Here is a 25,433-nt window from a genome sequence, read left to right as displayed (position 1 = left end):
CCTACATGGCACGCACTGTTCAACAACTTTTTGACCTGACCGGCCAAGTGGCCTTGGTCACCGGCGGCTCGCGCGGCCTGGGCTTGCAAATGGCCCACGCCCTGGGCGAGGCTGGGGCCAAGATCATGCTCAGCTCTCGCAAGGCGGCCGACCTGGAAGAAGCCGCTGCCCAATTGCAGGCCGCTGGCATCGACGCCCGCTGGATCGCTGCCGACTGCGGCAAAGAAGAGGACATCCGTCGTTTGGCCACTGAAACCATGGAGCGCATGGGGCCCATCGACATCCTCGTCAACAACGCCGGTGCCACATGGGGTGCACCCGCCGAAGAACACCCCGTGGCCGCATGGGACAAGGTCATGAACCTGAATGTGCGCGGTTATTTCATCCTGGCGCAAGAGGTGGCCAAGTTGTGCATGATCCCGCGCGGCAAGGGTCGCATCGTCAACATTGCTTCGATTGCCGGTCTGGCGGGCAACCCGTCCGAGATGAAGACCATTGCCTACAACACCTCCAAAGGGGCGGTGCTCAACTTCACCCGAGCGCTGGCAGGCGAGTGGGGTGAACACGGCATCACTGTCAACGCCATATGTCCGGGCTTTTTTCCCAGCAAAATGACCTATGGCTTGCTGGAAAAACTCGGCGCAGACAAGATGGCTCAAGCTGCACCACTGCGACGCTTGGGCGATGACGAAGACCTCAAGGGTCTGACCCTGCTCTATGCATCGGATGCGGGCAAACACATCACCGGCCAGTGGATGGCGGTAGACGGTGGTGTCACCGCGATCATCGGCGGCTGAACGTGAGCAAACTCGGACCATGAGCATCCCTTTTGGCGCTTTGATTCCGTTTGTGGAGCACCTGGGCTTCACACTGGAGAAGTTTGAGGGGGGGCAATCCGAGCTGCTCTTCGCGCCGCTGGCCCAACACCTGAACTCGTTTGAGGTGACACACGGCGGTGCGGTGATGACGCTCCTGGATGTGGTCATGGCCACTGCAGCCCGCAGCATGGAGCCCGACATGGGTGTGGTCACTATCGAGATGAAAACCAGCTTTTTGCGACCTGCCAAAGTGCCCGCGGGCCTGGCCCTTCGTGCTGCGGGGCAGTTACTGCATCGCACACGCAGCATGGCTTTTACCGATGGCAAGGTGTTTGACGCCACTGGTCAGCTTTGCGCGCACGCCACGGGCACCTTCAAATACGTGGCCAGGCGCGCATCTTCTGCACCTGCCACCGACTGATTTTTCTCAACTTTTTATTCTTTACACGGAGTCTTTCATGCCCATCAACCACCGCATCGTTCTCGATAACCGCCCCCAAGGCGAAGCCACTGTCAACAACTTCAAATTGGTCGAACTGCCTCTGCCCGATCTGCAAGACGGGCATGTACTGGTCTGCCACCACTACCTGAGCCTGGACCCTTATATGCGCGGGCGCATGAACGAAAGCAAAAGCTACGCAGTACCTCAGCCCTTGGGCGAAGTGATGATTGGTGGCACAGTAGGCGAGGTGGTGGACAGTCGCCACCCCAAATTCAAGGCCGGCGACCAAGTTGTTGGCATGGGTGGCTGGCAAGAATACAGCGTGGTCGATGCCAACGTCATCGGTGCACTGCGCAAGGTCGATACCACGCATGTGGCGCTGTCGCATTATTTAGGGGCGGTCGGCATGCCTGGCGTCACAGCTTGGTATGGCCTGTGCAACATCATCAATCCCAAAGCGGGCGAAACCGTCACTGTGAGTGCTGCCAGCGGCGCTGTGGGCAGCGCTTATGGCGCTCTGGCCAAAGCACGCGGCTGCCGCGTGGTCGGCATTGCCGGTGGCAAGGACAAATGCGATTACGTGGTCAATGAATTGGGCTTCGACGCCTGCATCGACTACAAGGAGCACAAGGACTACATCAGCTTATCCAAGGCCCTGCGCGAGGCTTGCCCGAACGGCATCGACGGCCACTTTGAAAACGTCGGTGGCATGGTGCTGGATGCTGTGATGCTGCGCACCAACGCGTTCGCACGCATCGCGGTGTGCGGGATGATTGCGGGCTATGATGGCGCACCACTTCCCATGGCCAATCCTGCCCTGATTTTGGTCAACCGAATGAAAATCCAAGGCTTTATCGTCAGTGAACACATGGAAGTCTGGCCTGCGGCCCTGCAAGAACTCGGCTCTTTGGTGGGCACTGGCAAATTGCGCCCACGTGAAACCGTGGCCCTGGGCCTGGCCGCAGCGCCTGGAGCTTTCTTGGGTTTGCTCAAGGGCAAGAACTTCGGAAAGCAGTTGGTCAAACTGATCTGAGACCGCCTGCATGTCTGAGCTGGTCCTGCACCACTACCCGATCTCGCCATTTGCCGAGAAGGTGCGCCTGATTCTGGGCTACAAGCAACTGGCCTGGAAGAGCGTGCTCATTCCAATGATCATGCCCAAGCCCGATCTGACGGCGCTCACCGGGGGCTACCGCAAAACGCCGGTACTGCAGATCGGCGCTGACATTTACTGCGACACCGCACTGATCGGCGATGTACTGGAGCACTTGGCCCCCGCGCCCACGATTTATCCTGATGCCGTCAAAGGCGCAGCGCGCATCGTCGCGCAGTGGGCCGACAGCGCTTTGTTCACGGCGTCCATGGCCTACAACTTCCAGCCTGCGGGTGTGGCCGAAGTCTTTGCGGGCGCACCCGCTGAGGGCGTGCAGGCTTTTGTGGCCGATCGCACGGCCATGCGTGGTGGCGCGGCCCGCATGGCGTCCGCAGACGCTACTGGCACTTACAAAAGCTACTTGCGCCGCATCGCCAGCATGCTGCGCGAGCAAGACTTTTTGTTCGGCGCACAGCCTTGCGTGGCCGACTTTGCGGCTTACCACCCCTTGTGGTTCACGCAAGAACGCACGCCAGCCTTGGCGGGCATTTTGGATGCAACGCCCGAAGTCAAAAGCTGGATGGCCCGCATGAAGGTCATCGGCCACGGCTCCCCTGGCAAATGCAGCGCCGAAGAAGCCTTGCAGATGGCTCTCAATTCAAGGCCTGTTGCCTTGCAGGGTGAGGTGTTCCAAGATGAGCACGGCATCGCATTGGGCAGTCAGGTCGAGATTGCCGCCGACAACTTTGGCCTGGAGCCGACCGAGGGCGAACTGATCGCAGCCACCCGCACCCGTTACACCCTGCGCCGCAGCGATGATCGGGCGGGCACGGTGCACGTCCACTTCCCACGTGTGGGCTTCACATTGAAAAAGGTTTCCCCATGATCGAAAACTTCAAAGGCAAAACTGCGGTGCTGACGGGTGCCGGTTCAGGCTTTGGACTGGAATGTGCCCGTATCGGTGCCCGACTGGGCATGAAGCTGGTGCTGGTGGACGTACAGCAAGACGCCCTGGACAAAGCCGAGGCCGAAATGAAAGCCCAAGGCGTTCAGGTGCTGGCCCGCAAGGTTGACGTCTCGAACGCGCAGGCCATGGCGCAACTGGCCGCCGACGTGCAAGCAAGCTTTGGGGCACCGAACTTTGTGTTCAACAACGCGGGCGTGGGGGCCGGGGGCCTGGTCTGGGAAAACTCGGTGGCCGATTGGGAATGGGTGCTGGGCGTCAACCTCTGGGGCGTGGTGCACGGCGTGCGCCTGTTCACGCCCATGATGCTCGAAGCGGCCAAAGCCGACCCGGGCTACCGAGGCCATATCGTCAACACCGCCAGCATGGCCGGCTTGCTCACGGCGCCCAACATGGGCATCTACAACGTCAGCAAACACGCTGTGGTTTCGCTCACGGAAACGCTCTACCAAGACCTTCATTTGGTGACAGACCAAGTCAGCGCCAGTGTGTTGTGCCCCTATTTTGTGCCCACCGGGATCAGCCAAAGCCAACGCAACCGCCCCAGCGACCTGCCGCCTCAACAACCCACTGCCAGCCAATTGATTGGCCAAGCCCAAAGTGACAAAGCTGTCAGCAGTGGCAAAGTGTCAGCGGCCGATGTGGCCCAGAAAGTGTTTGATGCGGTGGTCAGCGACCAGTTTTATATTTACAGCCACCCGCATGCACTGGGCAATGTGCAAAGCCGCATGGAAGCGCTCGTGCAAGGCAACAACCCGCCTGACCCGTTTGCTGCGCGCCCCGATCTGGGCGACAAGCTGCGCCAAGCATTGCGAAAGGCCTGAAGGGGCTTTGTTCAGCGACGAGCGCCGATTTTCACGGCCGCTTTGCGGCTGTTCATGTGTGGAAAAGGCCTGTTGCTGCGAGGCCTTCTCAGCGCCTGGCGCAACGGCTGAGAAATGGTCATCGCTGTGTCCTCTTGGGCTGATTTTTTGCTGCTGAGCTTGTGGCAAACTTGACCATTCCCCCTCTCAATGCGACCTGAGACATGCAAAAAATCCTGGCCCAACTGGCCGCAGAAATCCGTATCCGCACTGAGCAAGTCAAGACCGCCGTGGAATTGCTTGATGGCGGTGCCACCGTCCCTTTCATCGCCCGTTACCGCAAAGAAGTGACCGGAGGCCTGGACGACATCCAGCTGCGTGAGCTGGAGTCTCGCTTGGGGTACTTGCGAGAGCTGGAAGACCGCCGCTCCGCCGTGATCAAGAGCATCACTGAGCAGGACAAGATGACGCCCGACTTGCTGGCCGCCATCGACGCCGCACCCACCAAACAAGCGCTGGAAGACCTCTATTTGCCCTTCAAGCCCAAGCGCCGCACCAAGGGCATGATCGCTCGGGAAGCCGGGCTGGAGCCCCTGGCCGACAAGCTGTTTGCCGACCCGACCCTCGACCCGCACGCCCAAGCGCAAGCCTTTGTGCTGGCTGCGGGTGCCATTGAAGGCGCTGACTTCACGACCACCGCGGCTGTGTTGGACGGTGTGCGCGATTTGCTGAGCGAACGTTGGGCTGAAGACGCGTCACTCGTGCAGGCGCTGCGCGAATGGTTATGGAACGAAGGCCTGTTCAAAAGCAAGCTGGCCGACGGCAAGGACGAGAACAACGCCGATGTGTCCAAGTTCCGCGATTACTTTGACTACGACGAGCCGATGGGCCGCGTGCCCAGCCACCGGGCGCTGGCCGTGTTCCGGGGTCGCGCTTTGGACATGCTGGACGCCAAGCTCATTCTTCCTGTTGAGCCCGAGCCGGGCAAGCCCAGCATCGCCGAAGGCAAGATCGCCATGCACCTGGGCTGGAGCCATGCAGCGCGCCCCTCGGACGACCTGATCCGCAAATGCGTGGCCTGGACCTGGCGCGTGAAGCTCAGCCTGTCGACCGAGCGTGACCTGTTCACCCGCCTTCGCGAGGACGCGGAAAAAGTCGCCATCAAGGTCTTTGCGGACAACCTGCGCGACCTGCTGCTGGCCGCCCCCGCTGGCCCCCGCGTGGTCATGGGCCTGGACCCGGGCATCCGCACCGGTGTGAAGGTGGCCGTGGTCGACACCACCGGCAAGCTGGTCGACACCGCCACGGTGTATCCACACGAGCCGCGCAAGGACTGGGCGGGTTCGCTTTTGACCCTGGCCAAGCTGTGCGAAAAACACAACGTCAACCTGATCGCGATTGGCAACGGCACCGCCAGCCGCGAAACCGACAAACTGGCCGGTGACCTGATCCAACACCTGGCCCGCTTGCGTGACGGTGTGGAGATTCAAAAAGTGGTGGTGAGTGAAGCGGGTGCGTCGGTGTACTCCGCCAGCGAATTCGCATCGCAAGAGATGCCCGACGTGGACGTGAGCCTGCGTGGCGCGGCCAGCATTGCCCGCCGCCTGCAAGACCCGCTGTCAGAGTTGGTCAAGATCGACCCCAAAGCGATTGGCGTGGGCCAGTACCAGCACGACGTGAACCAAAGCGAACTGGCCAAGACGCTGGACGCGGTGGTGGAAGACTGTGTGAACTCGGTGGGCGTGGACCTCAACACCGCCAGCGTGCCTTTGCTCACCCGGGTGTCGGGCTTGTCAGGCAGCGTGGCCAAGGCCGTGGTGCGCTGGCGCGATGCCAACGGCGTGTTCAAAACCCGTCAGGACTTGCTGAAAGTGACGGGCCTGGGGGCCAAGACTTTTGAGCAAAGCGCGGGCTTTTTGCGCATCCGTGGCGGCGACAACCCCTTGGACATGACCGGTGTGCACCCCGAAACCTACCCGTTGATCGAGCAAATCATCGTCCAAACCGCCAAGCCGATTCAGGAGATCATGGGCCGCAGCGATGTCTTGAAGACGCTCAAGCCTGAGCTGTTTGCCAACCACAAGTTCGGCGCGGTGACCATCCAGGACATCTTGGGCGAGCTGGAAAAACCCGGCCGTGACCCGCGCCCCGATTTCAAGGTGGCCCGCTTGGCCGATGGCGTGGAAGACATCAAGGACCTGAAAGAAGGCATGACCCTGGAGGGCACCGTGAGCAACGTGGCCCTATTTGGCGCGTTCATCGACTTGGGCGTGCACCAAGACGGCCTGGTCCATGTGAGCCAGTTGGCCAACAAGTTCGTGACCGACGCCCGTGAGGTGGTCAAGACCGGCGACATCGTCAAAGTGAAAGTGCTCGAGGTCGATGTGGCCCGCAAGCGCATCAGCCTGACCATGAAGCTCGATGCGGCACCTGACAGACGCGATGGTCCCAGAGACAACAAGTTTGAAGGGGCAGGGCGCGACAGCCGACAGCGTGGCGGGGGATCGGTCGGGGGTTACACCTCGACGCCAGCCGCTGGCTCGGGCTCGGCCATGGCCAGCGCCTTTGCCAAACTGCAGGGCCTCAAGAAGTAAAACGCCATGCAAGCCCTCCACATCCACGCAGGCCCCAAAGCGCTGGCCCACATCCGTGAACACGGCTTGCGGCCCGAGCACATTGGCGTCATACCGGGTGCGGCGGGTGGCCCCAAGGGGCTGATCCTTGGCCCATTGGACCGCTTCATCTTTGGCGAGTGGCTGACCCAGAGCAGTCAGTCGGTGGACTTGGTCGGGGCGTCGATTGGTGCCTGGCGCATGGCCACGGCGTGTCTAAATGATTCGGTGGCGGCGTTGGAGCGGCTGGAGCACGACTACATCCACCAGCATTACGAACCGCTGCCGGGCCAAAAGCGAGTGAGCGCCCAGCAGGTGAGCGAGGCCTTTGGCCACAGTTTGCAAGCCTTTTACGGTGGACGCATCGCCGAGGTGCTGAGCCATCCACGGTACAAACTGCACATCGTCACTTCACACGGGCGGCACATCTTGCGCCGCGAAAACCCGGTCGCCACGCCACTGGGCTATGCCGGGGCTTTTTTGGGCAACGTCTTGAGCCGTCGCGCCCTGGGTGGGTGGCTGGAACGGGTGGTGTTTTCAGGGCAGGGCGCACCCTTACCGTTTGACGCGCAAGACTTTCGAACCCGCGCTGTGGGCCTGACAGAAGGCAATTTCATGCCTGCGCTGCAAGCCAGTTGCTCGATCCCTTTCGCGCTCAAAGCCGTGCACGACATCCCCGGCGCGCCTGCTGGTGCGTATTGGGATGGCGGCATCACCGATTACCACTTGCATCTGAAATGGTCTGTGCCTGAAATTGGCACCGATCGGTCCATCGTGCTGTACCCGCATTTTCAGAAAAGTGTGGTGCCGGGATGGCTGGACAAAGCGCTCAACTGGCGGCATGGCGCTACGCCTTTTCTGGACAGCACCATTGTCCTGGCCCCCAACCCCGAGTGGGTCAAAACCCTGCCAAACGGCAAATTGCCCGACCGCAAGGATTTCAGGGCCTACGATCACAATCTGGCGGGGCGGGTGAAGGTGTGGACTGCGGCTGCCCGTGCCAGCCAGCCATTGGCGGATGAGTTCAGCCACTGGTTGCAAAACCCCGCCCCTTCCTTGGTTCAGCCCTTGTAAGGATCGCTCATGTCACAAACCTATGTGGTCGGTCAAATGACCGTGAAACACACCGAAAAATGGGGCCAATACCGATCGCAGGTCTTGGCCACCTTGCTGCCTTTTGGCGGAGAGCTCGTGTTTCGGGGTGAACAGGTCCAGTCGTTTTCGGGCGTGAATCCGCACCCTGACATCGTGGTCATCCGTTTTCCGACTTTGGCCGATGCGCAGGCTTGGCATGCATCTGCGGCCTACCAAGCCCTGATCCCTCTGCGCCAAGAGGCGGCAGATGTGGTTTTGACCACTTACGCGGCATAACCATGATGGCAAAGAGGATAATCGCAGCATGTTGACCCAACCCCTTTTCCTCACTGCCGCCCTCTACAAATTCGTCGATCTGCCCGACTTCACCGACCTGCAAGCGCCGTTGCAAGCCTGTTGCGAGGCCAACGAGGTCAAAGGCACGCTGCTGCTGGCGCACGAAGGCATCAACGGCACGATTGCCGGCCCCGAAGCCGGTATCCGCGCCGTGCTGGCGTTTTTGCATGCTGACCCACGCTTGGCCAGCTTGCCGCACAAGGAATCGTGGAGCCCCAAGCCGCCGTTCACCCGCATGAAGGTCAAGCTCAAAAAAGAAATCGTGACCTTGCGCGTGCCCGAGCTGGACCCGAACAAGACGGTGGGCCAATACGTCAAGCCTGCCGACTGGAACGCCTTGCTGGCCGATCCGGACGTGGTGGTCATCGACACGCGCAACGATTACGAAGTGGCCATTGGCACCTTCAAGGGCGCGATCAACCCGAACCTCAAGAACTTTGTGCAGCTGCCCGCCTGGCTGGACGCACAGGAAAACCTGCAAGGCGAGGCCGCCAAAAAGACCAAAGTGGCGATGTTCTGCACCGGTGGCATCCGCTGCGAAAAGTCCACCGCGCTCATGAAAATGCGTGGCTTTGACGAGGTGTATCACCTGGAAGGCGGCATCCTCAAGTATTTGGAAGAAATCCCGCCGGAGCAAAGCACCTGGGAAGGCGAGTGCTTTGTGTTTGACGAGCGCGTGAGCGTGGGCCACGGCTTGGGGCTGGGCCACCACGATCTTTGCCGCTCGTGCCGCTGGCCCCTGAGCGAGCAAGACAAGCAATCACCGCATTACGTGTTGGGCGTGAGCTGCGCCCACTGCCATGACCAGCGCACACCCGAGCAAAAAGAAAAACTGGCCGAGCGCCAGCGCCAAGTGGCGCTGGCCGAAGCGCGGGGCGAGTTGCATGTGGGTGCCAAGATGCCCAGACACGACATCACCTAGGGGCAAAGCGAAAAATCGCACCGACCCTACTCAGACTCACAGGCTGGTCAGCAGCATGTCCCGGTATTCGTCGGCCGAGGCGATGCGCGGATTGGTCTTGTGACAGTGATCCGCCAGTGCGCCGGTGATCACGGCGTCAAACAGGTTTTCGGTCACGCCCATGGCGCCCAGCCCGCTGGGCAGCCCTAAGCGGGCGCACATGTCCCGGATGGCGTCGGGGATGTCCGACCCGCTGTGCAGGCCCATGGCCTGGGCCATGCGGTTCAGGCGGTTGTCCTTTTGCACGGATTCGGCCACGGCGTTGAACTTCACCACGGCTGGCAAAAACATGGCGTTCAAGGTGCCGTGGTGCAGGCGCGGGTTCACGCCGCCCAAGCTGTGGCTGAGAGAATGTACGCAGCCCAGACCTTTCTGGAAAGCCATCGCCCCCTGCATGCTGGCGCTCATCATGTTCAAACGGGCTTCACGGTCTTGGCCATTGACCGTGGCGCGTTCAATGTTGGCCCAGCCCCGGGTCAGGCCGTCGAGTGCGATGCCGTCAGCGGGTGGATTGAAGGGCGCGGCCATGAAAGTTTCCATGCAATGAGCGACAGCGTCCATCCCGGTGGCTGCCGTCAGGATGGGGGGCAAGCCGAGGGTCAGTTCAGGGTCGCAAATGGCCGCTTTGGGCACCAGGAACCAAGAATGAAAGCCCACTTTTCGACCATCGTCCAGGATCAAAATCGCACCCCTGGCCACTTCGCTGCCGGTGCCGCTGGTGGTGGGCACCGCAATGAGCGGGGCCACGCGGTCGGTGATCTTGAGCGAGCCGCCTTCGATGGTCGCGTAGGTTTTGAGCGGGCCCTCGTGGCTGACGGCAATCGCCACGCCTTTGGCGCAGTCGATGGCCGAGCCGCCGCCCACCGCGATCAGGCCGTCGCAACCGTGTTGCTGGTACATGGCCGCTGCGGCGCGCACCGCCGATTCGGTCGGGTTGGATGGGGTCTGGTCAAACACGGTGACGGGCAGGCCCGGCAAGGCGTCGAGGGCTTTCTTCAGCACGCCCGCGGCTTTCACGCCCGCGTCGGTCACGATCAAGGGTTTGCGAATGCCCACGCGCTCGCACTCGGCCTGCAGCAGCTGGACAGCGCCAAAGTCGATCTGGATCTGGGTGACGTAATGGATGAAAGACATGCGAAAACTCCTGACTGAGGTGGCCCAACGCGGATCAAATGACAGACCCGCAGGGCAGGGGGTTGTACGATCAAAGTCCATTTTGATGCACGAAGGGGATGAGCGCTTGTCACCGCTGTCACCCTTGTTGGCTGAATGAGGCCCGACCTCTGCTGCGCATGCAAAAATGTTCAAACAGTGTTGAATTTCAACGGACCTTCTCCCTTTCTTCATGAGCAGCCACCACACCAACCCCCGATCTCTGTTGAATGCCGCCGCGCGCAGCTTGATCGAGCGCGTTGAACGCGCAGGCCGGCCCCCGATGGCCGCCATGTCGCCTGTCCAAGCGCGTGCCTTTTACGACACCGGTGGGCCGATGCTCGACCTGCAGCCCGCCCCGCATGTGGACCGGGTGCACAACTTCAGCATCCCTGCTCGCGACGGCCACGCCATGCCCGCCCGCTTGTACGCGCCCCAAAGCGATGTGGCCTTGCCCGTGCTGCTGTACATCCACGGCGGCGGTTTTTCGGTGGGAAGCCTGACGACCCATGACGTGCTGTGCCGCCAACTCTCACGCCAAGGGCATTGCGCTGTGGTGTCGCTGGACTATCGACTGGCCCCTGAGCACCGCTTTCCAACGGCCGTGCATGACAGTTGGGACGCCCTGAACTGGTTGCAGCAGCATGGCCGATCGCTGGGTTTGGACACCACGCGATTGGCCGTGGGCGGCGACAGCGCTGGTGGCACTTTGGCCACGGTTTGCGCCCTGATGGCCCGTGATCTTGGACTGCCCCTGCGCCTGCAGCTGCTGTTTTACCCCGGCTGCATCGCCCGGCAAGACACCGCCTCGCACCTCACGTTTGCGGAAGGCTTCATGCTCGACAAGGACACGGTGGACTGGTTTTTTGCCAATTACATCGACGAAGCCGATCGGGAAGACTGGCGTTTCGCGCCCATGAACGCCCCAGACCACAGCGGCCTGGCCCCGGCCTGGATCGGCTTGGCCGAATGTGACCCCTTGGTGGATGAGGGCGTGCGCTACGCCGATACTCTGCGCATGGCGGGTGTGCCGGTTGATCTGGAAATTTACAAAGGTGTGGTGCATGGCTTCATCACCATGGGCCGCGCTATTCCCCTTGCCCTGCAGGCCCACGCCGATGCGGGCCGGGCCTTGAAAAACGCTTTTGAAAGTTGACCCCATGAAACGCCAAGACTTCCGTTTGTCTCACCGCATGCGCGTGCGCTGGGTGGAGGTGGACATGCAAAAGATCGTCTTCAACGGTCACTACCTCATGTATTTCGATACCGCCGTCACCGAATACTGGCGGCAACTGGCCATGCCTTACGCGGAGACCATGCACCAGTTGGGCGGCGATTTGTTTGTCAAAAAGGCCAGCTTGGAGTACCACGCCAGCGCCGAAATGGACGATTTTCTGGAGGTGTGCATGCGTTGCGACCGGGTGGGCAACTCGTCCATGTCGTTTTCTGGGGCGATTTTTCGGGGCGATCAATTGCTGATCACCAGCGAGATGGTCTATGTGTACGCCGACCCGGTGGCCAAAAAGAGCCAGCCCATCCCGGCCCCGCTGCGCGACCTGCTCGAAAGCTTTGAGCGCGGTGAAGACATGGTGCAGGTGCATGTGGGTTCTTGGCACGACTTCCACAAACAGGCCAGCCCGCTGCGCCACGAGGTGTTTGTGGATGAGCAAAAAGTGCCCGTTGAGATGGAGTTGGACCACGAGGACGAGACCGCCTTGCACGCCGTGGCGCTGAACCGCATGGGCTTTTGCCTGGCCACAGGCCGCCTGATCCAACACGCGCCAGGTGTGGCCCGCATCGGACGCATGGCCGTCAAAAAGCAGATGCGCGGCAGCGATCTGGGCCGCCGCGTGCTGCACGCCCTGATGGACGCCGCGCAGCACCGGGGCGATACCCAGGTGATCCTGCACGCCCAATGCAGTGCCGAGGGCTTTTACAAACGCTCAGGCTTTGAGCCGCATGGGGGTGTTTTTGAGGATGCGGGGATGGCGCACATCGAGATGGTGCGGGAGCTGTGATTTAAATATCGGCCAGCAATTCGTAAGGCAGCGGTAGCAGTTCCAACGCTTCGCATTGCACGCTGCCCACCCGCCACCCAGTCTGCTGGCTCTCCAGCGTTCCGCTGACCAGCGCATCAAAACCCCGTCCATCAGGGCGCGCCGCGCTCAGCACCACAGTGGCGCAGGGCTGTTCAGGGTCGGTGGGGGTGAAAACGTCTTGCCCCGCCGCCAAGGCCGCAGGACTGTGCGCCAGGGCTGTGCGGCGCTTGAGCGTGCCGCGAAACTGGCTGCGGGCCACGACTTCTTGCCCGGGGTAGCAGCCTTTTTTGAAGTTGACGCCACCGACCGATTCGTAATTGAGCATTTGCGGCACGAAGGCCTCGAACACAGGTTGACTGACCAAGGTCACGCCGCTCATGACTTCGGCCCAGGCCCAAACTTCGGTGGACAGCGCTGCTCCGGCAGGCAGTGTTTGAGATGGCGCGCCCAGCCAAAGGGCGCGGGGCACTTGGGTGTCGCCCAGCACAGCTGGATAAAGCGCCACGGCATGGGCCCCGTCGTTGCTGGTGGTTTGCCAGGGTGTGGCTTCAGCCAAAACGGCGCGGGCGCTGTCGCCCAATAAGCCGCGCAGCTGCCACTGGCTGGTTGCATCGCTCATTTTGACCTTGGCGCGCAGCACAAACATGGACAGGCGCTTAAGCGTCTGGGCCAACAAATCGATGCTCATGACCAGCAAAACGGTGTCGGGCGCGGTTTTGATGACCACAAAGCTGGCCTGCATCCGGCCCTTGGCCGAGCAAAAAGCAGCCAGACGGGACTGGCCTACGGGCAAGAGCAGCACATCGTTGCTCAGTTGGTTGTGCAAAAAGTTGGCCGCGTCTTCGCCTTGGGCCTGGATCACGCCGAGATGGGGCAGGGCGGTAATGCCTTGCAGCTGTGAAGCGAAGTGGTCGAGGGGGGCGGTGGATGAGGTGGTCATGGCAAAAGGTGTGAGGTGAGCCCCGCTGGCAAGGGCCACAGAATCCAAGGGGGCCGAATGGGGCCACAGAGCAAAGGCTGGAAAGCCTCAATTATGATCAGCCGCCAGAGTCAATCGGCTCTGTGCGGACATTTTCAAGGATTGCAGGTGATCAAAGGTTGGTTCAAGGGCTTGGTGGGTTTGGGCGTGCTGGCCTTGGCACTGGCTGCGGCCGCCTATTTTTGGGTGCAAGGCCCCATGCCGCTGCGTGCGCCAGCGGCTACCCCGGTCGATTTGTCGATCGAGCCGGGCACATCGGCCAAAGCCATCGCGCAGGCTGTGGCCGATGCCGGTGTGGACACATCACCCACCTTGCTTTACGCGTGGTTTCGCCTGTCTGGCCAGTCGCGTCAAATGCGCGCCGGAAGTTATGAAATCGCCCCCGGCACGTCGCCCGAGCGTTTGCTGAACATGCTGGTGCGGGGCGAAGAGAGCCTGCGCACCGTGACGATCGTGGAGGGCTGGAGCTGGCGGCAAGTGCGCCAGGCCTTGGCCAAGGCTGAGCACCTGAAATCCGACAGCCGGGCGCTGGACGACGCGGCCTTGATGGTCCAGCTGGGACGCCCCGGCGTGGCCCCGGAAGGGCGCTTTTATCCAGATACCTATTCGTATGCCAAGGGCGCGAGTGACTTGGCGGTGTTGCAGCGGGCCATGAAGGCCATGGACAAACAATTACAGCACGCCTGGGATGCTCGGCAACCCGGCGCGGCATTGCAGTCGCCCGAGCAGGCCCTGATTTTGGCGAGCATTGTCGAAAAGGAAACCGGCAAGGCCCAAGACCGAGCTCAGATTTCGGGTGTATTCAACAACCGGCTGCGCATCGGCATGCGGCTGCAAACCGACCCGACGGTGATTTATGGTCTGGGCGAAGCTTTTGAAGGCGATTTGCGCCGTGTCCACCTGACGACCGACAACCCCTGGAACACCTACACCCGTGGTGGCTTGCCGCCCACGCCGATTGCCATGCCGGGCAAGGCGGCCTTGTTGGCGGCGGTGCAACCCGCCAAGACGCCAGCTCTGTACTTTGTGGCCAAAGGCGATGGCAGCAGCCACTTCAGTGCCACGCTGGACGAGCACAACCGGGCGGTGAACCGTTATCAGCGCGGGCAGAAGTAAGCGCTGTTGAGATCACTCCATCGTGGCCTGAGACCGCTCCCACAGGGGGCGACACCTGCGACAATCGGGTTTTGTCTTTCACGCACACCATGACACGCGGTTTGTTCATCAGTTTTGAAGGCATCGACGGCGCGGGTAAATCCACGCACATCGCGCGCGTGGCTGAACTGTTTCGCCAAGCGGGCAGGGGGGTGGTCCTCACACGCGAGCCTGGGGGCACCCCGTTATCAGAAAAACTGCGCGAGTTGGTGCTGCACGAACCCATGGACGCGCTGACCGAGGCGCTGTTGATGTTTGCGGCCCGCCGTGAGCATCTCGTACAGGTGATCGAGCCCGCACTGCGCCGAGGCGATGTGGTGTTGTGCGACCGCTTCACTGACGCCACTTTTGCCTATCAAGGTGGCGGGCGTGGGTTTGACTGGCAGGTGCTGGTGCAGCTGGAGCGCATGGTGCAGGCCTTGCCCGATGGCGCTTTGCGCCAACCCGAGCTGACCGTCTGGTTTGATTTGGACCCCCAAATTGCAGCGCAGCGCTTGGCCTCAGCCCGCGTGCCGGACAAGTTTGAATCGCAACCTGCCGACTTTTTTGCTTCGGTTCGTGCAGGCTACGCCCGGCGCATGGCTGAGACGCCTGATCGGTTTGCTCGCATCGATGCTGCTCAAAGCCTGGACGCCGTGGGATTTGACGTGGGACGTGTGGCGACCAAATGGTTGAAACGGGTTGCGGCATGAGCGCTGTTTTGAACGCCCCGTGGATTGCGCGCCAGGCCACTGATTTGCTGGCCCAACGTGGTCACGCTTGGTTGTTGCAAGGCCCATCAGGTTTGGGCCAATACGAATTGGCCTTGGCCCTGGTGTCGGCCTGGCTTTGCGAAAAGCCCACACCCCAAGGTGCTTGTGGCGAATGCCCAAGCTGCCATGCTGTCTCTGTGCACACCCACGCCGACCTGGCGGTGCTGATGCCTGAAACGGTGATGATCGAGCTGGGTTGGCCTTTGTCTGAAAAAGCCCAGGACGAGATCGACAAGAAAACCCGCAAGCCCAGCAAAGAGATCCGGGTGGATGCCATGCGAGACGCGGTGGAGTTTTCGCAGCGCACCAACGCGCGGGGTCGCGGCAAGGCGGTGCTGGTGTTTCCGGCTGAGCGCATGAACACCATCACGGCCAACGCCTTGCTCAAAACACTCGAAGAGCCGCCGGGCGATGTGCGCTTTGTGCTGGCCACCGAGGCGGCGCACATGCTGCTGCCCACCATCCGCAGCCGCTGCTTGGCCCACACCCTGAAGTGGCCCGAAGCCGACGAAGCTTTGACTTGGCTGAGCGGGCAGGGCGTTCCCACCCCCGTGGCGCAGGCTTTGCTGCGCAGTGCGGGCGGCCGCCCCACCGATGTGCTGCGCCAAGCCGAAACCGGTTTGACGCCCGATTGGTGGGCCGCTTTGCCCCAGGCCATGCGAGGGGGCGATGCCCGGCACTTGGCCGATTTGAGCCCTGCTCAAGCCATCGATGCCTTGCAAAAGCTTTGCCACGATTTGGTGTTGCGCCAGTCGGGTGCTGCGCCGCGCTTTTTCGAGGCCACCCAATTGCCCGCGACCCAAGCGTCGGTGCCGACCCTGAGCGATTGGTTCAAACGGCTGATGACGTCGGCCCGAACCGCCGAACACCCTTTCAATGCCGGTTTGATGCTCGAAGCGCTGACCGCCGATGCCCAACAAACCCTGCTGTCCAAGGGCTGAGCCGTGTACACCGATTCCCATTGCCATTTGAATTTTCCTGAGCTGATGAGCCAGCTGGACAGCATCCAGCAGGCCATGGTGGCCGCCCAAGTGACCCGCGCCATGGTCATTTGCACCACGATGGAAAAGTTTGACGAAGTGCACAACTTGGCCATGACCAACGACAACCTGTGGGCCACGGTGGGTGTGCACCCGGACAACGAAGGCGTGCGCGAGCCCAGTTTGCAAGACCTGCTGGACGGCGCAGCTCGCCCCAAAGTGGTGGCCATTGGCGAGACGGGCCTGGACTATTACCAAATGGACGAGCGCAAAGGCGGCCGTACTGTGGCAGACATGGAATGGCAGCGTGAGCGTTTTCGCACCCACATCCGTGCAGCGCGCCAGACTGGTTTGCCGCTGGTGATCCACACCCGTCAGGCGTCAGACGACACCATCGCCATCTTGAAGGAAGAGGGCGAAACCGGCGAAGCAGGGTGCGCGGGCGGGGTGTTTCACTGCTTCACCGAAAGCCAAGAGGTCGCCCGAGCGGCCCTGGATTTGGGTTTTTACATTTCCTTGTCGGGCATTTTGACCTTCAAGACCGCTGCGGATTTGCGCGAAGTGGCTAAATTTGTGCCCGATGACCGATTGTTGATCGAGACCGATAGCCCTTATTTGGCGCCCGTGCCTTACCGCGGCAAGCTCAACAACCCTTCTTATGTGCCCTTTGTGGCCAAACTATTGGGTGAGTTGCGTGGCTGCAGTTCCGAGGCGATTGGGGAATTGACGACCCAGAATTTCCTGAAATTGTTTGTTAAAACAACGGCTTAAAGTTTATGCATTACTTCAATTATCTTAAAAAAGTCATTGCTTTCATTGGATTTATTTCTTTTTCAAATCTTTCATATGCAGGTGCTTACGAGGACTTCTTTCAAGCGGTCAAGTTTGACAATGTGCGCACCGTTCAAGCCTTGCTTCAACGTGGTTTTGATCCCAACACGGTCAACCCTGAGGGCGTTCCAGCCTTGATGCTGGCGGTGCGAGAACCATCTCTGAAGGTGGCTGAGTTGCTGGCCAGTTGGCCCAAAACCAAAACCGAGCTGCGAAACGACAAAGACGAAAGTGTGTTGATGTTGGCTGCTCTCAAAGGCCATTTCAGTTTGGTACAAAAACTGGTTGAACACGATGCCGATGTGAACAAACCTGGCTGGACACCTTTGCATTACGCAGCGTCTGCTGGCCATGTGCACATCCTCGAGTACCTGCTAGAGCACAGCGCCTACATTGATGCTGAGTCACCCAACGGCACCACGCCACTGATGATGGCCGCCATGTACGGCAGCCCTGAAGCCGTTAAGGTGCTGATTCAGGCAGGTGCTGATTTAAGCCATAAAAACCAACTGGGTCTCAGCGCTTGGGATTTTGCAGTGCGCGGCCAGCGTCAAAATTCCAAAGAACTCATTGAAACCGGATTGGCGCGTCATGCGGCTCGTCAAAACCAGGCTACACCCAAGGCGGGCCAGCAAATTCCTGCTGTGCCCAGCCCATCCTTACCCAAGTGATCAGGTCGCTGGTATTTGGCCTGTTGGCCATTTTAATAGTTACATACGATGTATATTATGTAAAGTAACAATGGCATAGCCATCAACGCAGTTTACTGCGATCACCACGAAAAGAGATGATCGACTTCGAGACCTCACAGGGCACGGTGCGATCAAATCATAAAAAGAGGATGGGTTCACGGGGTCAGCGTCAATCGGTGAACAGCTGTGCTGTTTTGTTGCAGCGGGCGGTAATGGCCCGCAGCCCAAGCGCTGGCCATCGAGCGGCTACGGGTATCAAAAACATGGCCAGATTGACCCGTTTGGTAAATGAAGACCGATTGCTCAGGATCGGCCAAGTCATACACCGCGCGCATGGAAGCCGCATGGCGGTTGGCAAAGGGCTCTTTGGGGTCATTGGCCCAGTACTGACCGACATTCACCGTAAACAAGTCCCCTGCACTTTCGGTGCGCACATCAAACAAGGTGTTCAGCAAAGGCACTTTGCCAAAGGGCTTGTGGCTGCTGATGGCCGGATGCCAAGCACCCCAGCGCCACGCACTCATGTTTTGGCCTTGTTTGGCGGCAATGCGGCTCAACGCCCGATCGAGTGCCGCAGACACTTGCACAGGGCAGCCAGCAGCGCCACACCAAAAAGGGTCCGAGCGTTTCAAGATGCCCTCCACCGCCGCGCGGAAATGGCGTTTGCCGTAAAGGGCTTTGAACCGATCGGCACCCAGATGCGGCACCAGCAAGCCCCGTGTCAATTCATCGGCCCAAACGTTGAAGACCAGCGCAGCGGCGCTGTCCGCTGTCATTTGCCCATCAAAAGTGATGAGCATTTTCAAAGCCTGATCGCCCAGCGGGTGTTGCGGTTTGGCCGTCAGCACCACCGGCAGCAGCGACTTGGCACCCAACGATATGACATCGTTTTGAATGGCTTGCAGGCTTGTTCGGCTGTGTTGGGGTCTGGCAGCGAGCAGTTGTTCGATCCGGTCAAAGCGCTCGGGCGTGGTCCAATCGCTGCCTACAAAATGCGCGTAACCGGGCGACAGGATGTTCTGGTTGGCAGTGGCGTGCCAGCCCTTCGCTTCGATGGTGTCGCGGTTCAAAGCGGGGTTTTGGTTCGCGGGTAACCAGCCGGTCCAGTCGTATCGGGCCAACCAGCCGGGGGCCGGCGCGACGCCCCGGATGTCATTTTGCGGCGACCGTAGGGGCAGTTTGCCCACGGCCTGAAACGCCACCTCGCCCAGCGTGTCGGCCATGACCACGCTTTGCATGGGCGCATGGTTGTCGGTGAAGGCTTTTTGCAACTCGGGCACGGTTTGCGCCCAGTTGGTCAGCATGCCCGATTCCACGGTTTTGTTGTCCTCGGTCAAGGCCGACCAGCGCAGGCTCACCGCGTAGCGCTGGCCGTTGATGAGCTGGCGGTATTGCGGTTGCACATCGCTGATAACCGGGCCGTGGCGGGTGTTGCGCACTTGGAGGGTCACATCGCCCTGCCCTTTGACTCGGATGGTTTCGGCACGCGCCTCAAACGCCGCCCAGCCGGTGGGTGTGCGGTACTGGCCAGGTTTGGTGGCGTCCAGCTGTTCGAGGTACAGGTCTTGAACGTCCGGGCCGGTGTTGGTGAAGCCCCAAGCCACACCTTGGGTGCGACCCAGCACCACAAAGGGCAAACCGGGCAATGTCGCCCCGATCACATCCAGCGCGGGGTGTTTGTGCCCACCGGGCAACTGCCCTGCAGGCGCTTTGAGGCGCGCGAAATACCAGATGGCAGGTGAGCTCAAAGCCAGATGCGGGTCGTTGGCCAGCAGGGGCTTGCCACTGACGGTGCGACTGCCGGGCACCACCCAGTTGTTGCTGCCCTTGCCTTCCAGAATACCGACATCACGCACCCAGTCGGCTGACCATTGGGCCAGGGCGTTGGGGGCGGTATGGATTGCCGAAGCGGCTTTGTCCTTGGGGGCGTACACACCCAACTCGGCATACAAGGCCGGCAGGTCCACTGCGGTGGCGGGTTTTTCACCGGGGTAAGGCGGCATGAGTTGCCACAGTTGCTCATGGTTGAGCACCTGCGAGGCCGACAAACGGGCGAATTCCTGCCCCCAGTTGCCCCCCAGATCAAGCGCCATCATCAGCGCCCAGCCCAAGCTGTCTTCGGGCGACCAGGCCTGGCCTTTGGGGCCGCCTGCCACGGTGCCAAGCAGTTTGAATTCGGGCGATGGTCGAACCGCGCCACCCGCCCAAGCGTTTTGAATGCCGTCGCTGTAGGCCTGCAGGGCTGCTTGCGTTGCGGGCGATAAACCCTTCAACTGTTTTTGGGCCATGCCGATGATGCCCAGCGTGCGCATGAGTTTGTCGGTGTCCAGCGTGGCCGCACCCAAAATTTCAGACAACTCGCCGCGCATCAGGCGGCGATTGAATTCGAGTTGCCAGCCGCGTTCTTGCGCGTGCACAAATCCCAGTGCGCGCCAGGTGTCCAAAGCGGAGGCCCCTTCAATGTGTGTCACATCCGCAGCGTCGCGGGTGACGGTGACATCGCTACTCAAGCCTGCCAACTTGAGCTGTCCGTCCAGTTGCGGCAGACTGCGCAGCAAGTGCACGGCCAATGCGCCGCCCGCCACCAACACAGCGGCCAGCAGCAGCAAAACAAGTCGTCCGATCCATTTCATGGGTGTCTCCGTGTGGGCGTTGCACACGCCTCTGGTGGCGCCTGTTCAGGCTTTGATGCGGTATTAAATGTGGCCCCAAACTATCAGCGCGTCACGCCCTTCGGTGACGAGGTCCACCTTGGCCCCCACGGGCAGCAGCACCTTGGTGGCCACATGGCCAAAAGGCAAACCACTGAGCACCGGGACCTTGGTCTGGCCGCGCAACCAATCGACCACGGTGGCCAGCTTGAAACCTTTGTCGTGCGTGGGCACCAGCTTGTAGCGTGTGAATTGGCCGATCAGCACCGCTTTTTGCTGGGACAGAACGCCTGCGTGCAGTAACTGCGTCAACATGCGCTCAATCTGGTAGGGGTGCACACCCACATCTTCAAGAAAAAGCACACCGCCCTTGATGGGCGGAAAGTACGGCGTGCCCAGCAAGGACACCAACACCGAAAGGTTGCCGCCCCACAGCGGCGCGTTGCTGGCCCGCACGGATCGCTCCGCCTCGGCCTTGGGCAATTGCCAGCCCGTGCCCTCCCCTTGCTCCAGCAGCAAGTCGTCAAAACAGGCTTGCATGATGTCGTCGGGTTCTTCGTTTGGGCCAAAGTCTTCGCCCAAAGCCGGGCCCTGCCAAGTGATGCGTCCGGTCTTGGCGAACACCGCCTGGTTGAAAGCGGTGAAATCGCTCAGACCCACAAACTGCGTGCCGCCGTCGATGGCTTTGGCGATCTGTTTGTAGGGCAAGGCGGACAGGATGCGCGTGAGGCCATAGCCGCCGCGCGAGATGAGCGCCACATCGGCCCCGCTGGCGGCAGCGCGGGTGATGGCCGCGATGCGCGTGGTGTCGTCGCCCGCAAAGCGCATGTGGCTGACCAATGCGGCTTCGTCCACCTCAACTTCATGGCCTTGGGCTTTCAGGCGCTTGAGGCCGCGACGGAAAGCGGCTTTGTCGCGCACCGCGCTGGACGGGGAAAAAATGTAGATGTGGGCCATGCGGGGGTTCTTATTCAGGGCTTGAAGTGTCGCACAGCGGCCTCAGCAATCGCCCGGCCCTGCTCCTGCACAAAATGCCCTGCATCGGGCAGCAACATGGGCTCGAGGCAGCCTTTGATTTGGCCTTGCAATTGGCGCATGACCGGCTCGCCCAGCACCGGGTCTTGCTGGCCAATGGCCATGAAAGTCTGACCATGCCTGTCGTTGCGCCAAAAGTCTCGCGCTTGCCGCGAGATGGCCGCACCGGGTGAATCGGCGAACTCCGGCACCATGGGCGGAAAGGCGCGCAGCGCGGCTCGGTAGCCCTTGTCCGGGAAGGGCGCGTTGTAGGCCGCCGTCTCGGCAGGCGTCATGCTGCGGTTGCCCCGCGCAAACAGCTTGCCCACATCGAACAGCGGCTGGCTTTGGCACCAATCGCGCCAAGCCAAAAAGCCTGCACTCAAGGGGGCCTCGCCGGTGGCCAAGGTCGTGTTCATGACCAGCAAACCCTTGTAACGCTCGGGTGCGGCCATGGGCAAGGTCAGCCCCAAAATGCCGCCCCAGTCCTGCACCACCAGCACCACGCGCTGCAGGTCGAGCCGCTCAATCAAATCCAGCAAGGACTGGCGATGGGTTTCAAACTGGTGAAAACTGTCCTTCTTGGGCTTGTCGCTCTTGCCAAAGCCGATCAGGTCGGGCGCCACCACGCGGTGGCCTGCCGCCAGCCAAACCGGGATCATCTTGCGGTACAGGTAGCTCCAGGCCGGGTTGCCGTGCAGGCACAACCAAGTCAATGGGGCATTGGCGTCGCCCTCATCCAGGTAATGCATGCGCAGCCCGGCGATGCTGGGCAGGTCGTTCACATAGCGCGGCTGCCAGGGGTAGTCGGGCAAACCGGCAAAGGCCGTATCGGGCGTTCGCAAAGCGTCTTCGCGCACCGGGTCGGTGTTGATGCGCCGGGGTTTGAAAAAGTCCCTGAGCATCTGGCCGCATTCCTCGGCCAGCACGCCGCCCATGACTTGGGTTTGGGGGTTCAGCTGCCTGTGGTCAAACAAATTGAGCACCGAGCCTGCCGCCCCGGTGCGCGGATCGGCCGCGCCAAACACTACGCGGTCCAACCGAGCGTGCAGCATGGCGCCGCTGCACATGCTGCACGGCTCCAGTGTCACGTACAGCGTGCAGCCTTCGAGCCTGTAATTGCCCAACACGCGGGCCGCTTCGCGCAGCGCCACCACTTCAGCGTGTGCTGTCGGGTCATGGCTGGCAATGGGGGCGTTGCGACCGGTGGCGATGACTTCGCCGTCTCGGACCACCACCGCCCCCACCGGCACTTCACCGGCGGCAGCTGCCGCGCGGGCTTGGGCCAATGCCAGCTGCATGCCCTGCTCGTCGGTCCAATCTTTCATGCGTCCACATCCTCTTCGATGTGAAAGCGATGCAAAAAACGGTGCAACACGGGCGCACCCAATACGCCCACACAAATCAAGGCCACAAAACCGCTGTACAGCGCGTAGGTGCCCGCAAACAACTTGCCTGCGGTGCTCAGGGGTTCACCGACTGGCCCCATGCCCGACAAAATCATGGCAGCACTCAAAAAAGCATCCACCCAGGGCAGGCCTTCGATCGCGTGGTAACCCACCATGCCCGCCCCCAAAGAGAGCACGATGAGCAAGAGGGCCAAGCCTGCGGCCCCCACCAATCGGCGGTGGTAGGCGGCCCGGGGAATCAGGGGTTTGCTATGGTGCTCAAACACGCCGCTTCATCCCTGAACACGGGGCACCAGCCCGACATCTTCCATCCAACGGGCCAAGGCCTGTGCATTCGCCGGACCTGCGGCATAAGCCGCATGCATGGCCGCATGCGCCTCAGGGCGGTGCTGGTTCAGTTTAACCGCACATTGCAGTTCAACAATGGCCATCTCGAAAGCGACGATGCCGTTGAGCATGGCCGAGGTGTACGTGGCGGGCAACTCGCGCCATTGCTGAGCGTAGGACGGCTCGTGGTCGGCAATGAGGCATTTGAGCAAGCGGTCCCGGTCGGTGTGCGGGTCAACGATGCGCGTTTGGACTTTGGCCTGCACCGCCAGATATGTCCAGGTCGGCACGCGCTGCTTGTCGGCATACACGCCGGGCGACATGTAAGCTTGTGGCCCCATGAAGCTCACCAGGGCATGCGACTGATAGGCCAGCAACTGCGCATGCGGGTTCGCGCGCGCGCAGTGCCCCAGCAATACGCCATGCTCAGGCGCATCCTCGCCCCAAAGTGACACGCCCTGCCAATGCATGGGAATGTGGCTGAGGACCGGAAAACCGTCTTCGCCCACAGACACCACGGAAGCCAAAGGGTGCTCGCGCATGATGCGCTGGGCAATGGCGGGATCGGTGTTGTGGAACTGCTTGGGGAGGTACATGGTGGGGTGAATGTACCAAAACGATGGCACCCGAAGGTGCCTTGTTGGTCATTCCCACTCGATCGTCGCCGGTGGCTTTGAACTCACGTCGTAGGTCACCCGGTTGATGCCCCGCACCTCGTTGATGATGCGCCCCGACACTTTCTTGAGCAGCGCATAAGGCAGCTCGGCCCAGTCGGCCGTCATGAAGTCGCTGGTTTGCACGGCGCGCAGCGCCACCACGTAGTCATAAGTGCGGCCGTCGCCCATCACGCCCACGCTTTTCACGGGCAAGAACACGGTGAAGGCCTGGCTGGTCAGGTCGTACCAGGTCTTGCCCGTTTCGTCGGTGAAGTTGCGCAGTTCTTCGATGAAGATCGCGTCCGCACGGCGCAGCAGGTCGGCGTATTCTTTTTTGACTTCACCCAAAATGCGCACGCCCAGGCCCGGACCTGGGAAGGGGTGACGGTAGACCATCTCGCGGGGCAAGCCCAGCGCCACGCCCAGTTCGCGCACTTCGTCTTTGAACAGTTCGCGCAGCGGCTCCAGCAGTTTCAGGCCCAACTGCTCGGGTAAACCGCCCACGTTGTGGTGGCTCTTGATGGTGACGGCCTTTTTGCTTTTGGCACCGCCCGACTCGATCACGTCGGGGTAAATCGTGCCTTGGGCCAAGAAGGTCGCCCCTTTGACGGCTGGCCGGCCGTCATTCCCATCTTTGCCGCCGTCGGCAGCTTTCAACTTGGCCGCTTGTTCCTTGAACACTTCCACAAACAAACCGCCGATGATCTTGCGCTTGGCTTCGGGCTCGCTCGCGCCCGCCAGTTTGCCCAGGAACAAATCGCTGGCATCGACACGGATGACTTTCGCATGCAGCTTGCCGACGAACATCTCCATGACCATGTCGCCCTCGTTCAAGCGCAGCAGGCCATGGTCCACAAACACGCAGGTCAGTTTGTCGCCAATGGCGCGGTGGATCAGGGCGGCAGCCACGGACGAATCCACGCCACCGGACAGACCGAGGATGACTTCTTCGTCGCCCACTTGCTCGCGGATTTTGGCCACAGCCTCTTTGATGTAGTCGCACATGATCCAGTCAGGGCTGGCCTGGCAGATGTCGAGCACAAAGCGGTTGAGCAGCGCCTGGCCTTGCACGGTGTGGGTGACTTCGGGGTGGAACTGCACCGCGTAAAAGCGCCGGGCCTCGTCGGCCATGCCCGCTATCGGGCAAGCTGGGGTCGAGGCCATGAGCTTGAATCCGGCAGGCATGGCCGTGACCTTGTCGCCGTGGCTCATCCAGACCTTGAGCATGCCGTGGCCTTCGGCTGTGGCGAAGTCTTCAATGCCTTGGAGCAGTTCGGTGTGCCCGTGGGCGCGGACTTCGGCGTAGCCAAATTCGCGATGCGTCGATGCCTCCACTTGACCACCTAGCTGGACGGCCATGGTCTGACATGCCGTAGCAAATGCCCAAGCACGGGAATCCCCAGCTCGTAAACACCGCATCAGGCGCACGCAAATCGTCCTCTTCGTACAGTGCTGGCATGTGATGCCCGACAAGATCACGCCCTTCAAGGTTGCCGTCTTTGGCGTATTCGCGCACCCAGTCGCTGCTGACATCACAAGGGATGCACTTCGCAAAACACATGTGCCTTCGCGCACGCGGCGGGCGATGAGCTGGGTGACTTGCGAGCCGAAGTCGAGGATCAGGATCTTGGAATGCTGCATGGCAGGCGTCGTTCTTTGAGAAATGAAAAGG

Annotated in this window: 24 protein-coding genes; 16 read left to right on the top strand and 8 right to left on the bottom strand. The window is 61.1% G+C overall.

Annotation, left to right across the window (positions count from 1 at the left end; translation table 11 throughout):
- Window positions 1-5 precede the first annotated feature (5 nt).
- From HEQ17_RS06095 to HEQ17_RS06055, 9 genes are all read left to right on the top strand, one after another.
- Window positions 6-797, top strand: a complete 792-nt coding sequence (locus HEQ17_RS06095; RefSeq protein WP_296291910.1) for an SDR family oxidoreductase — start codon at window positions 6-8, stop codon at window positions 795-797.
- A 19-nt stretch (window positions 798-816) separates the two neighbouring features.
- Window positions 817-1,239, top strand: coding sequence for a PaaI family thioesterase (locus tag HEQ17_RS06090; protein WP_296291909.1), 423 nt, complete (start codon window positions 817-819; stop codon window positions 1,237-1,239).
- A 37-nt stretch (window positions 1,240-1,276) separates the two neighbouring features.
- Window positions 1,277-2,293, top strand: coding sequence for an NADP-dependent oxidoreductase (locus HEQ17_RS06085; protein ID WP_296291908.1), 1,017 nt, complete (start codon window positions 1,277-1,279; stop codon window positions 2,291-2,293).
- Window positions 2,294-2,303: 10 nt separating this feature from the next.
- Entirely contained in the window at window positions 2,304-3,239 is a 936-nt protein-coding gene (locus HEQ17_RS06080) for a glutathione S-transferase family protein (RefSeq protein WP_296291907.1), read from the top strand.
- Window positions 3,236-4,141 carry an SDR family oxidoreductase gene (locus HEQ17_RS06075; RefSeq protein ID WP_296291906.1) on the top strand — a complete coding sequence of 302 codons (906 nt, stop codon included), beginning with the start codon at window positions 3,236-3,238 and terminating at the stop codon, window positions 4,139-4,141. The genes HEQ17_RS06080 and HEQ17_RS06075 overlap by 4 nt, the downstream gene beginning before the upstream one ends.
- Before the next feature lie 203 nt (window positions 4,142-4,344).
- The gene (locus HEQ17_RS06070) at window positions 4,345-6,714 is read left to right on the top strand and encodes a Tex family protein (RefSeq protein ID WP_296291905.1); all 2,370 of its coding nucleotides are present in this window, start codon (window positions 4,345-4,347) and stop codon (window positions 6,712-6,714) included.
- A 6-nt stretch (window positions 6,715-6,720) separates the two neighbouring features.
- Entirely contained in the window at window positions 6,721-7,806 is a 1,086-nt protein-coding gene (locus HEQ17_RS06065; protein ID WP_296291904.1) for a phospholipase, read from the top strand.
- A 9-nt stretch (window positions 7,807-7,815) separates the two neighbouring features.
- Window positions 7,816-8,103: a DUF1330 domain-containing protein gene (locus tag HEQ17_RS06060; RefSeq protein ID WP_296291903.1), complete on the top strand. Its 288-nt coding sequence runs from the start codon at window positions 7,816-7,818 to the stop codon at window positions 8,101-8,103.
- Between the two features lie 28 nt (window positions 8,104-8,131).
- The gene (locus HEQ17_RS06055) at window positions 8,132-9,085 is read left to right on the top strand and encodes a rhodanese-related sulfurtransferase (RefSeq protein WP_296291902.1); all 954 of its coding nucleotides are present in this window, start codon (window positions 8,132-8,134) and stop codon (window positions 9,083-9,085) included.
- 36 nt (window positions 9,086-9,121) lie between these two features.
- Here HEQ17_RS06055 and HEQ17_RS06050 read toward each other — a convergent pair whose 3' ends face one another.
- Window positions 9,122-10,258 (bottom strand): iron-containing alcohol dehydrogenase, encoded by a 1,137-nt coding sequence (locus tag HEQ17_RS06050; protein ID WP_296291901.1) that lies wholly within the window; start codon window positions 10,256-10,258, stop codon window positions 9,122-9,124.
- Window positions 10,259-10,469: 211 nt separating this feature from the next.
- Between HEQ17_RS06050 and HEQ17_RS06045 the strand changes: the two genes are divergently transcribed.
- On the top strand, window positions 10,470-11,432 hold the full coding sequence (locus HEQ17_RS06045; protein WP_296291900.1) for an alpha/beta hydrolase: 963 nt from the start codon (window positions 10,470-10,472) through the stop codon (window positions 11,430-11,432).
- A gap of 4 nt (window positions 11,433-11,436) precedes the next feature.
- The gene (locus HEQ17_RS06040) at window positions 11,437-12,294 is read left to right on the top strand and encodes a YbgC/FadM family acyl-CoA thioesterase (protein ID WP_296291899.1); all 858 of its coding nucleotides are present in this window, start codon (window positions 11,437-11,439) and stop codon (window positions 12,292-12,294) included.
- 1 nt (window position 12,295) lies between these two features.
- Here the strand turns inward: HEQ17_RS06040 and HEQ17_RS06035 are convergent, their stop codons facing one another.
- A complete protein-coding gene (locus tag HEQ17_RS06035) occupies window positions 12,296-13,255 on the bottom strand; it encodes a folate-binding protein (RefSeq protein ID WP_296291898.1) in 960 nt (319 codons plus the stop codon).
- Between the two features lie 150 nt (window positions 13,256-13,405).
- Between HEQ17_RS06035 and mltG the strand changes: the two genes are divergently transcribed.
- From mltG to HEQ17_RS06010, 5 genes are all read left to right on the top strand, one after another.
- Window positions 13,406-14,410: an endolytic transglycosylase MltG gene (mltG, locus tag HEQ17_RS06030; RefSeq protein WP_296293686.1), complete on the top strand. Its 1,005-nt coding sequence runs from the start codon at window positions 13,406-13,408 to the stop codon at window positions 14,408-14,410.
- Between the two features lie 89 nt (window positions 14,411-14,499).
- Window positions 14,500-15,141, top strand: a complete 642-nt coding sequence (tmk, locus tag HEQ17_RS06025; RefSeq protein ID WP_296291897.1) for a dTMP kinase — start codon at window positions 14,500-14,502, stop codon at window positions 15,139-15,141.
- Window positions 15,138-16,142, top strand: coding sequence for a DNA polymerase III subunit delta' (locus HEQ17_RS06020; protein WP_296291896.1), 1,005 nt, complete (start codon window positions 15,138-15,140; stop codon window positions 16,140-16,142). The genes tmk and HEQ17_RS06020 overlap by 4 nt, the downstream gene beginning before the upstream one ends.
- Before the next feature lie 3 nt (window positions 16,143-16,145).
- A complete protein-coding gene (locus HEQ17_RS06015; protein ID WP_296291895.1) occupies window positions 16,146-16,952 on the top strand; it encodes a TatD family hydrolase in 807 nt (268 codons plus the stop codon).
- Between the two features lie 5 nt (window positions 16,953-16,957).
- On the top strand, window positions 16,958-17,683 hold the full coding sequence (locus HEQ17_RS06010; RefSeq protein ID WP_296291894.1) for an ankyrin repeat domain-containing protein: 726 nt from the start codon (window positions 16,958-16,960) through the stop codon (window positions 17,681-17,683).
- Window positions 17,684-17,859: 176 nt separating this feature from the next.
- On the opposite strand, the gene HEQ17_RS06005 is transcribed toward HEQ17_RS06010, so the two are convergent.
- The 6 genes from HEQ17_RS06005 to guaA all read right to left on the bottom strand — a co-directional run bounded on the left by HEQ17_RS06005 (window position 17,860) and on the right by guaA (window position 25,402).
- Window positions 17,860-20,337: a penicillin acylase family protein gene (locus HEQ17_RS06005; protein WP_296291893.1), complete on the bottom strand. Its 2,478-nt coding sequence runs from the start codon at window positions 20,335-20,337 to the stop codon at window positions 17,860-17,862.
- Between the two features lie 63 nt (window positions 20,338-20,400).
- Entirely contained in the window at window positions 20,401-21,312 is a 912-nt protein-coding gene (locus HEQ17_RS06000; protein ID WP_296291892.1) for an LD-carboxypeptidase, read from the bottom strand.
- A 14-nt stretch (window positions 21,313-21,326) separates the two neighbouring features.
- Entirely contained in the window at window positions 21,327-22,697 is a 1,371-nt protein-coding gene (tadA, locus tag HEQ17_RS05995) for a tRNA adenosine(34) deaminase TadA (protein WP_296291891.1), read from the bottom strand.
- Entirely contained in the window at window positions 22,694-23,044 is a 351-nt protein-coding gene (locus HEQ17_RS05990; protein ID WP_296291890.1) for a hypothetical protein, read from the bottom strand. The genes tadA and HEQ17_RS05990 overlap by 4 nt, the downstream gene beginning before the upstream one ends.
- 6 nt (window positions 23,045-23,050) lie before the next feature.
- Window positions 23,051-23,701 (bottom strand): FMN-binding negative transcriptional regulator, encoded by a 651-nt coding sequence (locus HEQ17_RS05985; RefSeq protein WP_296291889.1) that lies wholly within the window; start codon window positions 23,699-23,701, stop codon window positions 23,051-23,053.
- A gap of 48 nt (window positions 23,702-23,749) precedes the next feature.
- Complete coding sequence (gene guaA, locus HEQ17_RS05980; RefSeq protein ID WP_296291888.1) at window positions 23,750-25,402, bottom strand: glutamine-hydrolyzing GMP synthase; 1,653 nt, start codon at window positions 25,400-25,402, stop codon at window positions 23,750-23,752.
- Window positions 25,403-25,433: the final 31 nt, after the last annotated feature.

This window comes from Limnohabitans sp. (genome assembly GCF_023910625.1).
Lineage (GTDB): Bacteria > Pseudomonadota > Gammaproteobacteria > Burkholderiales > Burkholderiaceae_C > Limnohabitans_A.
The sequence above is the reverse complement of the archived record's forward strand: the minus strand, read 5'-3'. Positions and strand labels throughout refer to the sequence as shown.